Origin of the sequence: Paenibacillus chitinolyticus NBRC 15660 (genome assembly GCF_000739915.1) — a bacterium.
Classification (GTDB): Bacteria; Bacillota; Bacilli; order Paenibacillales; family NBRC-103111; genus Paenibacillus_F; species Paenibacillus_F chitinolyticus.
Map to the genome: position 1 here is coordinate 660,062 of NZ_BBJT01000003.1, position 14,337 is coordinate 674,398.

13 protein-coding genes are annotated in these 14,337 nt (G+C 54.3%); 4 read left to right on the forward strand and 9 right to left on the reverse strand.

Translation table 11 applies throughout. The annotated features are described in order from the left end of the window. Entirely contained in the window at positions 1-1,149 is a 1,149-nt protein-coding gene (locus PCH01S_RS08220) for a glucose-1-phosphate adenylyltransferase (RefSeq protein ID WP_042228313.1), read from the reverse strand. Continuing rightward, a complete protein-coding gene (gene glgB, locus PCH01S_RS08225; protein ID WP_255246832.1) occupies positions 1,139-3,121 on the reverse strand; it encodes a 1,4-alpha-glucan branching protein GlgB in 1,983 nt (660 codons plus the stop codon). The genes PCH01S_RS08220 and glgB overlap by 11 nt, the downstream gene beginning before the upstream one ends. A gap of 218 nt (positions 3,122-3,339) precedes the next feature. On the opposite strand from glgB, the gene PCH01S_RS08230 reads away from it, so the two are divergent. Together PCH01S_RS08230 and PCH01S_RS08235 are read left to right on the forward strand one after the other, a co-directional pair. Next, positions 3,340-4,206 (forward strand): class I SAM-dependent methyltransferase, encoded by an 867-nt coding sequence (locus tag PCH01S_RS08230; protein ID WP_042228315.1) that lies wholly within the window; start codon positions 3,340-3,342, stop codon positions 4,204-4,206. 3 nt (positions 4,207-4,209) lie between these two features. Continuing rightward, positions 4,210-4,947, forward strand: coding sequence for an RluA family pseudouridine synthase (locus PCH01S_RS08235; protein ID WP_042228317.1), 738 nt, complete (start codon positions 4,210-4,212; stop codon positions 4,945-4,947). Here the strand turns inward: PCH01S_RS08235 and PCH01S_RS08240 are convergent. Further along, positions 4,912-5,316 carry a MarR family winged helix-turn-helix transcriptional regulator gene (locus PCH01S_RS08240; RefSeq protein WP_009675620.1) on the reverse strand — a complete coding sequence of 135 codons (405 nt, stop codon included), beginning with the start codon at positions 5,314-5,316 and terminating at the stop codon, positions 4,912-4,914. The two genes, PCH01S_RS08235 and PCH01S_RS08240, sit on opposite strands and share 36 nt — an antisense overlap. Before the next feature lie 214 nt (positions 5,317-5,530). After that, positions 5,531-5,776, reverse strand: a complete 246-nt coding sequence (locus PCH01S_RS08245) for a hypothetical protein (protein ID WP_042228319.1) — start codon at positions 5,774-5,776, stop codon at positions 5,531-5,533. Between the two features lie 97 nt (positions 5,777-5,873). Here PCH01S_RS08245 and PCH01S_RS30830 point away from each other — a divergent pair, with 97 nt between their 5' ends. Beyond that, a complete protein-coding gene (locus PCH01S_RS30830) occupies positions 5,874-6,041 on the forward strand; it encodes a hypothetical protein (RefSeq protein WP_009675479.1) in 168 nt (55 codons plus the stop codon). A gap of 17 nt (positions 6,042-6,058) precedes the next feature. On the opposite strand, the gene gyrA is transcribed toward PCH01S_RS30830, so the two are convergent. Genes gyrA through PCH01S_RS08270 form a run of 5 tightly spaced genes read right to left on the reverse strand, consistent with a single transcriptional unit; the run spans position 6,059 to position 13,364 of the window. Next, positions 6,059-8,521 (reverse strand): DNA gyrase subunit A, encoded by a 2,463-nt coding sequence (gene gyrA, locus PCH01S_RS08250; protein ID WP_042228320.1) that lies wholly within the window; start codon positions 8,519-8,521, stop codon positions 6,059-6,061. A 24-nt stretch (positions 8,522-8,545) separates the two neighbouring features. Continuing rightward, positions 8,546-10,519, reverse strand: a complete 1,974-nt coding sequence (gene parE / locus PCH01S_RS08255) for a DNA topoisomerase IV subunit B (RefSeq protein ID WP_042228322.1) — start codon at positions 10,517-10,519, stop codon at positions 8,546-8,548. A 48-nt stretch (positions 10,520-10,567) separates the two neighbouring features. Next, on the reverse strand, positions 10,568-11,560 hold the full coding sequence (locus tag PCH01S_RS08260) for an ABC transporter permease (RefSeq protein ID WP_009675515.1): 993 nt from the start codon (positions 11,558-11,560) through the stop codon (positions 10,568-10,570). Beyond that, positions 11,553-12,539, reverse strand: a complete 987-nt coding sequence (locus tag PCH01S_RS08265) for an ABC transporter ATP-binding protein (RefSeq protein ID WP_042228324.1) — start codon at positions 12,537-12,539, stop codon at positions 11,553-11,555. The genes PCH01S_RS08260 and PCH01S_RS08265 overlap by 8 nt, the downstream gene beginning before the upstream one ends. Positions 12,540-12,554: 15 nt before the next feature. Next, positions 12,555-13,364: a GDSL-type esterase/lipase family protein gene (locus tag PCH01S_RS08270; RefSeq protein WP_042228328.1), complete on the reverse strand. Its 810-nt coding sequence runs from the start codon at positions 13,362-13,364 to the stop codon at positions 12,555-12,557. A 255-nt stretch (positions 13,365-13,619) separates the two neighbouring features. Here PCH01S_RS08270 and PCH01S_RS08275 point away from each other — a divergent pair, with 255 nt between their 5' ends. Next, positions 13,620-14,303 carry a hypothetical protein gene (locus PCH01S_RS08275; protein WP_042228330.1) on the forward strand — a complete coding sequence of 228 codons (684 nt, stop codon included), beginning with the start codon at positions 13,620-13,622 and terminating at the stop codon, positions 14,301-14,303. The last annotated feature ends 34 nt before the right edge of the window (positions 14,304-14,337 follow it).

A 14,337-nucleotide genomic window follows, 5' to 3' on the forward strand; every position in this document is an offset into this window, starting at 1 on the left:
TCACCCTTTCGACTCCGTAGTGGCCCGTATGTGTTCTCCTCCGCCGATCAGCACGATCTCTTCCCCGTCTCCTACGACCGCCCCGTCGTCCACAATCGTATTTTCCCCGATGATCGCTTTGCGGATGGTGACATTGCTGCCGATACTCGCTCCCGGCATAATGACAGAATCCCGGATGACGCTACCCTCGCCGATATGTACGCCGTAGAATAGGACGGAGTGGTCCACATCTCCGAACACGGAGCATCCTTCGTTCACGAGCGAACGGCGCACTTTGGCCCCGTTCGAAACAAACTGGGCAGGCTGATAAGGCGTCACGGAATAGATACGCCACGATTTATCGTTCAAGTTCAGTTGGGTCGGATCGTCCAGCAGATCCATGTTCGCTTCCCACAGGCTCTGAATGGTGCCGACATCCTTCCAGTAGCCCTGGAACGGATACGCTACGAGGTTCGCCCCTTCTTCCAGCATGGACGGAATGATGTCCTTTCCGAAATCTTTGCTGGAGTCGGGATTTTCGTTATCCTGGATCAGATATTTTTTAAGCGCCGTCCAGGTAAACATATACACGCCCATGGAAGCAAGGTTGCTTTTGGGTTCTTTCGGTTTTTCCGCGAATTCCGTAATTTCGCTTTCTTCATTTACGCTCAGAAGGCCGAAACGCGACGCCTCCTCCCACTTGACCTCGATCACCGCGATCGTGGCGTCCGCACCCTTCGTTTTGTGGTAAGTGAGCAGCCGGTCGTAATCCATTTTATAGATGTGGTCCCCCGAGATGATCAGCACGTACTCCGGCTCATAGCGGTCGATAAATCCGATATTGCGGTAAATCGCGTTCGCCGTCCCCTGATACCAGTCGCCTCCGCCCTGCTCCATAAAAGGAGGCAGCACCGTTACGCCTCCGTTTTTGCGGTCCAGGTCCCACGCTCCGCCTATGCCGATGTAGGAGTTCAGCACGAGAGGCTGGTATTGGGTGAGCACCCCTACCGTGTCGATGCCCGAGTTCGTGCAATTGCTGAGCGTGAAATCGATAATGCGGTACTTTCCGCCGAAATGAACGGCCGGTTTCGCCAGCTGCTGCGTCAGCACGCCGAGTCGTCTGCCCTCTCCTCCGGCAAGCAGCATGGCAATACATTCTTTACTTCGCATCTTTCGATTTCCCCTTTCGTCGCGAGGTACGTTCGACTTGTGATCGTTTCAGATAAACTGCGGCAAGCGGCGGTACGTGAAGCGACAAGCTGTAGTCAAAACCGTGCAGCGGAACCGCTTCGCTCTCAAGCGACTGACGGTTGGCCTGGCCCGACCCGCCGTATGCTTCGTCGTCGCTGTTGAAGATTTCCGCATAGGTCCCCGGTTCGGGAACGCCGATCCGGTAATCCGGATGGACGACCGGCGTGAAGTTGCACACGACGATGAGATCGTCCTTGGGCTTCTTGCCTTTGCGGATAAAAGCGACGATACTCTGGCTGGAATCGTCGGGCGAAATCCACCGGAACCCGTCGTGGCCGTGATCGTTCTGCCATAAGGCAGGCTGCTCCTGATAGAAGCGGTTCAAGGCCCGGACATAGGTCTGCATTTTGCCGTGCAGCTCATAGTCCAGCAAAAACCAGTCCAGATCCTCCAAGTCCTTCCATTCGTCGAACTGGGCGAATTCCCCTCCCATGAACAGAAGCTTCTTCCCCGGATGACCGGACATATAACCGTAAAGCACGCGGGTGTTGGCGAACTTCTGCCAGTAGTCCCCCGGCATTTTATGCAGAATGGACCGCTTGCCATGCACGACTTCGTCATGCGAAAGCGGCAGCACGAAATTTTCGTTGAACGCGTACATAAACGAGAACGTGATCAGATTATGATGATGTTTCCGGTGAATGGGATCCATCTTCATATACTTCAGCATGTCGTTCATCCAGCCCATGTTCCACTTGTAATTGAAACCGAGCCCGCCCGCATCGACAGGCGATGTGACTTGAGGCCAATCCGTGGAATCCTCGGCCATCATCAAGGCGTTCGGATAGGAGCCGAAGACGGCCGTATTTAATTTCTTCAAAAACCCGATCGCGGCCGGATTTTCGTCCCCTCCGTGCTCGTTTGTGACCCACATGGACTGCGGCTTGCCGAAGTTCAAATACAGCATGCTCGCTACCGCATCGACCCTGATGCCGTCGATGTGATATTTGTCCATCCAGAACATCGCGTTGGAAATAAGAAAGCTGTGAACCTCCGGCTTGTTGAAATCGAAAGCCAGCGTTCCCCATTCCGGCTTTTCCGCGAGATGGGTCTGATCCGGCTCGTACAGCGGCTGTCCGTCAAACTGCCGCAGACCGTGGGCGTCTTTGCAGAAATGGCCCGGCACCCAGTCCATGATGACGCCGATGCCGGCCTGGTGACACCGGTCCACGAAATACATAAAGTCTTTCGGTTCGCCGAACCGGCTCGTCACCGAATAATAGCCCGTCGCCTGGTAGCCCCAGGAACGGTCGAACGGATGCTCCGCAAGCGGAAGCAGCTCGATATGGGTATATCCCATTTCGAGAACGTAGTCGACAAGTTCGTCCGCCAGCTCGCGATAGGTGAGAAGTTCGTCCTCTTCGCGGCTTTTCTTCTTCCAGGTTCCGAGATGGACCTCGTAAATGTTTAAAGGCTGGTCGTATACCGGTTTGCGGGCGCGCCGGCGCCGCCAGTTCTGGTCTCCCCACTTGTACCCGTCCAAATTGTAAAAGCGGGAAGCGGTTTCCGGGCGAAGCTCCGAATAAACGGCATAAGGATCGGCTTTCAGGATAATCCGGCCGTCCGGTGTGTGGATTTCATATTTGTATAGGGAGCCTTCCGCCAGACCGGGAACCGCAAGCGTCCATATTCCGCCGGATTCCGACACGGTCTCCATGCGGTGGTTTTCTCCGTTCCATTCGTTAAAATCGCCGACGACGCGCACTTCACGGGCATGAGGCGCCCAAACGGTAAAGCGTACGGCCGTTGTCTTACCCCTTTTCTCTGCGTGTGCCCCGAATAGGCGATAACTGTGATAAGAAGTTCCTTCATGGAACAAGTAGATGTCTTCGGAGCCGGGGATCTGTTTACCCGCCATATGCTTCAACCCATCCCCCTCTTGTATAGTCATCTTTTTGTACCCGATTCGGCACATCGTGAAACGAATAGGCGCTTTATCGGGCACACTCCTTATATTGGCTTCCATCAAGGGATGTTGTACAATAGATGCTTAGAAGAAAACGGTGTTAAAAACCGCAAGTTATACCGGCATCCGCCCGCGGACGGATTGCTGTTTTTGAATGAGGAACCGCTGTACATTTTGACGCGAGGAAAGAAGGAAATGAACCGATGTATGTAGCTAATCGCTGGAACGACTATGAACTCCTGGACACCGGCGGAGGAGAAAAACTCGAACGCTGGGGTTCTTATGTATTGCGGCGTCCCGACCCGCAAATTATTTGGCCGCTGACGGCCGAAACGGCAAACTGGAAGCAGGCCGAGGGGCATTACCGGCGCAGTTCTTCCGGTGGCGGCAACTGGGACTTCCGCCAGAACCTGCCGGAACGCTGGACGATCTCGTATGACAACAAACTCCGGTTTCATATTAAACCGACCGGATTCAAGCATACGGGCCTCTTCCCCGAGCAGGCCGCCAACTGGGACTGGATGATGGACAAGATAAGCAATGCCGGCCGTCCCATTAAAGTGTTGAATCTGTTTGCTTACACGGGAGGCGCCACTGTCGCCTGCGCCCACGCGGGCGCTTCGGTCGTCCATGTCGACGCTTCGAAAGGCGTTGTGCAGTGGGCGAAAGAAAACCTCGAGCTGTCCGGTCTCGCAGACCGCCATGTGCGATTCATTACCGACGACGTATTCAAATTCGTCCAGCGCGAGCAGCGCCGCGGCAACAAATACGACGCCATCATCATGGACCCTCCGTCCTACGGACGCGGACCCAACGGGGAAACTTGGAAGCTTGAGGACGATTTGTATCCGTTTATCGAGACGTGCATGACGATCTTATCGGACAACCCGCTGTTCCTGCTTGTCAATTCGTATACGACCGGCATCTCTTCCACGGTGCTCAAAAATATTTTGACCCTGGCGATGCACAAGCGTTACGGCGGACATATCACCGCAGGCGAAATCGGGCTTCCGATCACCGCAAGCGAGCTGACGCTGCCTTGCGGGATTCTCGGCCGCTGGGAGGCGTAAGCCATGGCGGGACCGAAGCATGCGGCGGACGGGGCGGCGATTCCCGTCCTCTACGAAGACAATCACGTGCTCGTCGTGGAGAAGCCCGTCAATATGCCGACGCAGGAGGACAGCTCGCGCGATCCCGATCTTCTGAGCGTGCTCAAGGAAGACTTGAAGCGCCGGCATCATAAGCCGGGCAACGTCTTCCTCGGGCTTGTGCACCGGCTGGACCGGCCCGTCGGCGGCGTCATGGTGTTCGCCAAAACGTCCAAGGCGGCTTCCCGCCTCTCCGACAGTGTGCGGACACGGACGTTCGACAAGACGTACGCGGCCGTCGTACGGGGCAGACCCAAGGAGCCGCAGGGCTCTCTGCGGCACTGGCTGCTCAAGGATACGCGGACAAACACCGTATCCGTGGTCAAACCCGGCAAGGACGGCGCCAAAGAGGCGCTCCTTGACTACCGGGTGCTCGGCAGCGCCGAAGGGCTCAGCCTCGTCCTGGTGAAGCTGCACACGGGCAGGCCGCATCAAATCCGGGTGCAGCTGGCGGCCATCGGCTGCCCGCTCTACGGCGATCAGCGGTACGGCGCCGGAGCGAACGAACCGGGGCAGCAGCTTGCCCTCTGGTCGGCCCGGTTGTCCTTCCCGCACCCGACGCAGCGGGAGACGCTGACCTTCCGGTCATCTCCTCCCGAGCGTCATCCCTGGTTCTTGTGGCAGGAACTAGTTCGCAACCTTCCCGAGCAGATAAACGAGTAGCTGCTGATTGTGGGAGGAAATGCGGCTGAGATACGCGTCCAGCACTTCTTCGCGGATCTGCAGCCCGCGCTCCCGCTCGGATTTCCCTTTGTCCGTCGCGTCGACCCATACGACGCGGCGGTCTTTTTCATCCCGGCTCCGGGTAATAAGCCCCGCCCGCTCCATGCGGTCCAGCAAAGTCGTTACGGCCGCCGGCGTCGTAGCCAAATATTCAATAAAATCGGAAGGCTTCATCGTGCCGTTCGCCGCAAGCAGCTCGAGCACGTGAAGCTGCCCTTCCGTTATCGTCGGTGCAAGCTGATCTTCCATATTGGATTTGAGTTCCTTGGAAAGCTTCGTCCACAGTTTCGCAAATTCTACCGAATACAATTGCAATCACTCCTCCGATTCAAGGCTCATCCGTTCTTCTATCCAAGTATATCACGTGTCCAATGGCGAAATATAGGTTAATGCCGTTAATACTTTAAGACAATAAATCAGGCATTTCGTGCCTTTTCGCTAAGTTACGGGCTCTGTTGACGGAAAAGTTGTCCGAATTGCGAGAACGAGCGTCTGTGTCTTTAGCCTCGTTTTTTTCTTAGCCTTATTTTCCCCACAGTTGTTTCTGCTCCTCCGGACCGGCATCTTTTACACGGTTTAGTTCCCTTGTTTTCAATCCATCCCTCCGCTTATGCTCGCCTAACGTTTCGCACCAAATCCCCTCCACCTGCTTCTGCGCGATTTGGTAAGCACGGTCCGATTCGGACCAGATCAGGTCGATGACTGATGCCGCTATCCTCTTTCTTTTCCCTTTCAGGCCACATCCCTTTCCTATTTCCACTCTCTGCACGCTTCTCTGCCCCTGTTCTCTAAAACGCCGGTTGTCCTGCACATTTCTGGGCGGATGCACATACACTGTAAGTAAACGGCAGAAGGAGGGATTGCCCGTGCACATAAAAAAAAGCGCGCTGGGACAGCGCGCACTTGATCTTGGTTTATTGAAGGACCCGGGCTGGCTCGAGCGTCTGGACGAACAAGTGCCCCTGTGGGTCGTACTGGAAATCGCTTTTCAGCTCATGGAAACGATGGATCCGCCTACCACCAGCTATGATTGATTTTTAATGGAGATATGTCACGCGTTCGGCGGACGCTTATCCAGGCTTGCGTTTTTAACAAGGGCGGCAATGCTTCCGCCTTTGGAAACCGGCACAAGCTGCTTCCCAATCGATTTACGGTCATCAAGCGGGGCCTGGTTGGTTTTGAAGACAGTTTTCTCTCCGCTGCTGTTCCAGGCAGTGATTTCGTAGTCCTGTTTGAAATAGAACATGCCGACCAGCTCGCTGCCGTTAGATTTCACGCGCTTGCCTTCCTTAAATTCAAACGTGCAGATCCCTTTGCCTCCGCGTCCCTGCAGCGGGTAATCCACCAGCAGCGTACGTTTGGCATAGCCGAGATCGGAGATCACGAGCACCTCGCCCTCATCTCCGTATACCCAATCCGCCGCGACCACTTCATCGCCTTCTCGAAGCTGAAGCCCGCGGACTCCGGCTGCCGCGCGCCCCATAGGATTGACTTCCTCTTCGCGGAAACGGATGCTCATCCCCTGCTTCGTCGCCAGCATGATATCCTTCGTTCCGTCGCTAAGCTGGACATGCAGGATCTCGTCGCCGACTCCTACTTTACAAGCGACAATGCCGCTGGAGCGGTTCGTGTAATACTCCTTTAAGTCGGTCCGTTTGACCTGCCCTTTACGGGTAATGAAGACGAGCGATTTGCCTTCTTCGTTAAAATCTTTCACCGGGATCACATCCACGATCCGGTCATCTTTCGCAATCGGAATAATGTTCACGATAGCGGTACCGTTATCTTTCCATTTGTACTCCGGAATGAGATGGACGGGAAGAAGGAAATACTGCCCTTTGTTTGTAAAAATGAGCAGGCTTTCGATCGTGTTGACTTCCTTCAGATGGCGGAGATAGTCGCCTTCCTTAAGTCCTGTGTTGTCGACCGCGCCGCCCGATCTCGTATAAGAGAGCATACTTGTCCGCTTAATGTACCCTTCGTTGGACAGCGTAACGAGAACATCCTCCGGCGTCACCATCACTTCGAGGTTAACCTTGATTTCCTCAACCTCGTTCTGGATATCCGAACGGCGCTCCATGCCGTACTTGGTACGGATTTCGGTCATTTCGTCCTTGATCACGCCGAGGAGCTTCTTCGTGCTTCCCAGAATGCCGCGCAGATGATTAATCGTCTTCTGCACGTCCTTCAGCTCTTTTTCAAGCGAAGTAATCTCCAGATTCGTCAGCCTGTAAAGCTGGAGTACCAAGATCGCATCGGCCTGACGCTCCGTGAAACCAAACTGGGTGACGAGATTTTTCTGGGCATCCAGACGGTTTTTGGACGCTTTGATAGCCGCGATGACTTCGTCCAAAATGTTCAGCGCCTTGACAAGCCCTTCCAAGACATGCGCACGGTCTTCGGCTCTCTCGAGATCGTACTGGGAGCGGAACGTGACGACTTCCTTCTGGTGCTCGATGTAAGCCGACAGCATGTCTTTCAAACCGAGCTGCTTCGGCGTTTTGTTCACGATAGCCACCATATTGAAATTATAGGTGACCTGGAGATCGGTCTTTTTCAGCAGATAAGCAAGAATCCCCTGAGCGTCGGCTTCCTTCTTCAGCTCCACGACGATGCGCATGCCGTCTCTTCCGCTCTCGTCGCGGACTTCCGCAATGCCTTCAACTTTTTTCTCCAGACGAATATTTTCAATGGCGGTAACGAGTCTCGACTTCACGACTTGGTACGGAATTTCCGTCACCACAATCTGCTGCCGGCCCGCTTTGAGGTCCTGAATCTCCGTCTTGGAACGGACGTAAATGCGGCCCTTGCCCGTGTTGTACGCGTCCCGGATGCCTTCCTCGCCCATGATGATGCCCCCCGTCGGAAAATCGGGGCCTTTCATATGACGCATCAGCTCTTCCAGGCCGATCTCCGGCGCATCGATTAGCGCGGTACACGCATCAATCACCTCACGCAGGTTATGCGGGGGAATCTCGGTCGCAAATCCCGACGAAATCCCGCTTACGCCGTTGACAAGCAGGTTCGGATACCGGGAAGGAAGAACCACGGGTTCTTTGGTCGTATTATCGAAATTATCTTTGAAAAGCACGGTACGCTTCTCGATATCGCGAAGCAGTTCCATCGCAATGGGCGATAGCCTTGCTTCGGTATACCGCATAGCGGCGGCCGGATCGTCGTCGATCGAGCCCCAATTGCCGTGGCCGTCGACGAGCACGTGGCCCATCTTCCAAGGCTGCGCCATGCGCACCATACCCTCGTAAATCGGGCTGTCCCCGTGAGGGTGATAGTTACCCATGACATCTCCGACCGTTTTGGCCGACTTCCTGTACGGTTTGTCCGGGGTATTCCCCGAATCGTACATCGCATACAAAATCCGGCGCTGTACGGGCTTCAGTCCGTCACGGACATCGGGAATCGCCCGGTCTTGAATAATATATTTAGAGTAGCGGCCGAACCGGTCCCCTACTACTTCCTCCAGAAACGCGGGTAAAAACTGTTCCAAACTGCTCAACTCGGTTCACCTCTAGACGTTCAGTCACTCTTGGGATTCGGTAAAGTCTACATTTTCGATAATCCAACGTTTGCGCGGATCGACTTTGTCGCCCATCAGCGTCGATACCCGGCGCTCCGCCTTGGCCGCGTCCTCGATCTGCACCTGCAGCAGAGTGCGGCTTCCCGGGTCCATCGTCGTTTCCCATAACTGGTTCGGGTTCATCTCTCCCAGTCCTTTATAACGCTGTAGTTCGACGCCTTTGCCCAGCTCCTTATGGAGCGCCTGCAGCTGATCTTCGGTCCAAGCGTAATGTACCGCGCTGTTTTTGCCTGCCTTCTTGGTCACTTTAAAAAGCGGCGGCTGCGCGATATAGACTTTGCCGTTATCGATCAAGGGCTTCATGTACCGGTAGAAAAACGTCAGCAGCAGCACCTGGATATGGGCGCCGTCCGTGTCGGCATCGGTCATGATAATGATTTTGCCGTAGTTGCTCTCCTCGATGGCAAATTCGGAGCCGACACCCGCGCCGATAGTGGCAATGATCGCCCTGTATTCGTCGTTTTTGAGAATATCGGCGAGCTTCGCTTTCTCCGGGTTGAGCGGCTTCCCTTTCAGAGGCAGGATCGCCTGATGCTTCGAATCGCGGCCCTGCTTCGCGGAGCCTCCCGCGGAATCGCCTTCTACGATGAACAGCTCGTTGCGGGCGTAATCTTTCGACTGCGCAGGCGTCAGCTTGCCTCCGAGATTGGAGCTTTCGCTGCGGCCTTTCTTGCCGCTGCGCACTTCCTCGCGGGCTTTGCGGGCCGCTTCACGGGCCTTGGCCGACTGGATCGCTTTTTTCAGCATGCTTTGGGCGATTTGCGGGTTTTCCTCCAGGAATATAGCCATTTTCTCCGACACGATAGCGTCTACGGCGCTTCTCGCCGATGCGCTGCCGAGCTGGTCTTTCGTCTGGCCGACGAATTCGACCTCGCTCATCTTGATGTTGATTACCGCCATCATGCCTTCGCGCAGATCCGTTCCATCGAGATTTTTTTCTTTTTCCTTCAAAATAGCGGTTTTGCGGGCATATTCGTTCATCGCCCGCGTATAGGCGATTTTAAAACCCGTTTCATGGGTCCCGCCGCCGCGTGTCGGAATCGAATTCACGAACGAAGCGATCGTTTCCGTGTAGCCGTCGTTATACTGGAGCGCGACTTCCACCTCGATGTCGTCCTTCTCGGATGCGAAGTGGATCACGTCGTGCATGACCGATTTGCCCTCGTTGAGGAACTTGACGAATTCGCTCGCTCCGCCGTCGTACTTGAACGTTTCGACCTGATCCGTGCGCTCGTCTTTCAAAATGACCTCCAGCCCGGAGTTCAGAAAAGCGATTTCCTGAAGCCGTTCGGCGAGGGTATCGTAGCTGATCGCAATGCCGTTCTGGAAAACGCGGCGGTCCGGCTTGAAGGTAACGCGCGTACCTGTTTTGTTCGTGGTCCCCGTCACCTCTAGTCCGGTTCTCGGTTCCCCTACATGCTCCACGCCCTTCTCATCGATCCAGTATTCGAAACGCTGTTTATGTATCTTGCCGTCTCGAAAGATCGTAACTTCCAGCCATTCGGACAAAGCGTTCGTCACCGATGCGCCGACGCCGTGAAGGCCGCCGGATTTCTTGTATCCGCCGCCGCCGAATTTTCCTCCGGCATGAAGAATCGTAAATACAACCTGCGGCGTCGGTATGCCGGTCTTGTGCATGCCGGTCGGGATGCCCCGGCCGTTATCCTGTACGGTGACGGATCCGTCTTTATGGAGCGTCACCTCAATTTTGGAACCATGCTTCGCGAGGTGTTCATCGACCGCATTATCGACGATTTCCCAAACCAGATGATGCAGTCCCGAAGTACTTGTGCTGCCGATGTACATGCCCGGCCTTTTGCGGACAGCCGTCAGCCCCTCCAGTACCTGAATCGCATCGGCATCGTATTCCGCCGACTGGTTCGGTTGATTCGTCATCATCTCTAGCTGCTCGGTCATCGAAGCGCCTCCTTCTTTCCTTTTTCCATTCCCGAACGGGTTCATACGTTAATTTAAAATATCTTTACGGGTAAATACCCCAAACGAAACAAAAAGTGAGATCACAGCCCAGACCGACAGAACGGCCAGCGAAAACCCGAGGCTCATGCCTTTAATCGGAGGCAGGGCGCCCGTCATGTAATCGGTCAGCTTCAGATTCACCATAAACAAATACTTGGCCGCTTCCCAAGAGGATACCATATTGGTCAGAATCGTGCCGGAAATAAGCACGGCCAGCATGATTCCCATTCCGGCCGCCGTTGAACGGATGAGCACGGATAACATCAGGGAAAGAATGGCGACCACTATGCCGACAAACCAGACAAGTCCGGTTTCCATCAGCAGGTATTTCCACTGGTCGATGGCATGGACCCCGCTAAGATCCACGTCTCCTCCGCTCGTCTTGAAGCCGACAAACACCGGCATGTTCCATCCCCCGTACCCGAAAACGAGCCCGGATATGAGATAACTGAGCGCGGCGGTTGACAAAACGACGAGCGAAACGAAGAGGATCAGCGTGATCAACTTGCTCATTAGGATTTTCCATCGCTTTACGGGTCTTGTCAACAACAATTTGATGGTGCCGCCCGAATGCTCGGATGAAATGATATCCGCCGCGATGACCATAATGATGAGCGGAATGAACAGCGAGATGGAGTTATTCAGAAATTCTCTGGTGAAAGTGACACCGTTGGGAGATTGCGGATTAATATCATGATCCAGATAATACTGGGATATTTTTATTTGTGCCCGCCTGAACTCTTTCCATTCCTCCGGAACGCGGGCGGAGCTGAGACTCCGCTGGTAATCCACGATTTTCTGGCGTTCCGAAGCTCTCCAATCCGTTGTACCGAATTGCTTGATTGTATTCTGGGAGACACGCATCTGTGCATAAGTAAACATGGGAATGAGAGCAAGCAGGATCAGGATGACCACGAGAAAACGCCGTTTTTTAACCATTTTGATGCTTTCGTTCTGGACTAGCGCCGCCAAGTTACCCAATTTTCTCACCCTCCGTCAGACTCAGGAACAGATCCTCCAGTGTCGGATGTTTCATTTCGATAGCGTAGATCCGGATTCCTGCGTCCACCAGCCCGCGATTTATTTCCGGAATCCGCTCTTCGCTCAACTGCGTGACAATCGTTCCCGCCCTTTCCCCCGCATGAAGCGAAGATAATACGGCAGGCTCGTCTTCTTCCGACAGCTCTTCACGCCGTCCGAGCACCGTGACTCCCTGCTGCCTGCCCAGCCAAGCTTCCGCCTCGTCAGCCGGGTCCACGGACCAGAGAACCGTACTGCCGGACTGCACGATCAGCTCGTCCACTTCCCCGACCGCAATCACCTGCCCTTTGCTGATAATGGCGACTCGGTCGCAGAGCTGCTGAATTTCGCTGAGCAGGTGGCTGGATACGAACAGGCTCAGCCCGCCTTTAGCAAGTTTGCGGATAAAAATCCGCATTTCCTTGATCCCTTGCGGGTCCAAGCCGTTGGTCGGCTCGTCCAGAATGAGCAGCTTGGGCCTTGCCAGAAGCGCCTGGGCGATCCCAAGACGCTGGCGCATGCCGAGCGAGTAGGTTTTCACCTTATCGTGGATGCGCGCATCCATTCCTACCAGCTCGACGACTTCCCTGATTCTCTCCTCGCCGGTATCGGGGAGCATCCGCGCAAAGTGCTCTAGGTTCTCCCAACCCGTCAAATAGCCGTAAAGTTCAGGATTCTCAACGATACAGCCCACGTACTGCATCGCTTCGTTGTGCTGCTTTTGGACATCGAAGCCGCAGATCGTCACTACTCCCGAAGACGGCTTAATGAGATCCACGAGCATCCGGATCGTCGTCGTTTTGCCGGAGCCGTTGGGCCCCAGAAATCCGAAAATTTCACCGCCATACACGTCGAATGAAATGCCCTTGATAATTTCCTTGCCGCGGATGCTTTTTCGGACATCCCGCACAGACAGCACCCGTTCACGGTCACCGGCCACAGTTCACTCCCCCTGTCATTTCAAAATTTGCGCCATCCGGCTTGCTATCCGCTCATACCCGTCCTGATTCGGATGAAAATGATCCGTAAACAAATATTTGTTCAAATTTTGTTCGAACAAATCGTACGTGGGCACGAAAACGGCATTCGGAAACTTGTTCGTAAGCGCGAAAGCCCCGTCGTTAAACTTCTGCACGATCAGCGAACCGGCTTTCTTCGGATCGAGATCCAAAAAAGGATGATACAGCCCCACGTACAACACCTTCGCATCCGGATTCGCCTTGTTGATATTCGTCAGGATCTTGTCGAGATTGGCAAGAGTAGGCTCGACGCGTTTGGCTGCCGCTTCCGGATTGAAGCCCTGGTCATTGTTCGTGAAAATGTCGCTTCCACCCTGGAAGATATCGTTGCCGCCTATCGTAAGCAAAATAAGATCCGCCTGCTTCAGCGCATCTGTCGTCTTCTTGCCGTCCCATTCCTTAAGCAGCGCATCGGTCGTGGCGCCGGGAATAGCCAGATTATTCAGCACATAAACGGGTTTGCCTGTCTGTTCCTCCAGCTTTTCCCGGAATCGTCCCACATATCCTTTTCCCGTACCGTCTCCGGTGCCCGCCGTAAGCGAATCGCCCAGGGATACGAGCTGAATTTTATTTTTCCGGTCCAGTTCGTTAACGGGCGCCGTTTCTTTCGGAGCTGCCGTCAACTGTTCCCCGCCGGAACCCGGAGACAGGACATCCTTGACCGCATAGCCGAAGCCTCCGGCAAACAGCAGCGTGGAAATCAGGCCGGTTGTGCCGACAACAAACCATAACGTTCGCGATTTCATAGGTATAGAGGCCCCCTCGTCTTGTCCGTTCCTACTTAAAAGAGTATCCGTTCGTCCGTCTATTTGCAAATGGAAGAGCGGAGGGGACAAAGCTGCGCACTGGCATGATTCCTCCATTATAGAACACACGTTCTCTAATTTCAAAGGATATTTCGATCCCTAATGAACTACCCCTGGTAATGTTTTGAAATATATGGTAATTTGATAAAGGTTTATTTCGTTTTTTATCTCTACTAGTAAAGGAAGAACCCATTTATGCGTCTCGTAAAAGTCCGGAACCGATTGACGGGTTTGTTGATGCTGGCTTTGCTGGCAGGCGGCTGCTCCGCTCCGGCGGTTTCGCCTCCGTCCGTAAGCCCTTCCCCGCTCCCTTCTGCGGCAGGCCCGGAACAATTGATAGTGGAGCCGGCCGATCTATTCGCAGGGGATGCTGCCAAATTCAGCCCTTTCCTCGGCAGCTATGCGGGCAGCGTATTTTTGCGCTACAAAGGCGACAAAAAGGTTTTGAGTGTTTCCTACAAGGTATGGGAAAACGGAAAAGCATCCGAGTCCGCGGTCTCTAAGCATTCGCTGCCTATGATGAATGGGGACGCGACTGTGCCAAAGGACTACAACGGAGAGTTCATCATTTCGGTCCGTGAGGTTACAGACGATAAAGATGAGAGCATCCTGAACTCCTATACCGTCACGATCAGCCTTAAGGACTCGGGAGGTTCTACGACTTCAAGCTTTACCGTACCCGTGAACCGCAAGCCCTTTACCCAGTCCCATCTGTTAAAGCTCCAGGAGAAAATTACGATTCCCGATTCTACCCCGACCGCTGTCTGGGGATTTGCGGCTTCGAACGCCAATGCCGTCACGTTTACTTCCGGAAAATTGCCGGAGGAGGAAGCCTCAAAAGCCCCCTATGCTTTTGTGATGTACCTTACCCTGGAGTAAACGCGTCTCGCCCGCGCCGAATAAAGAAAATCAC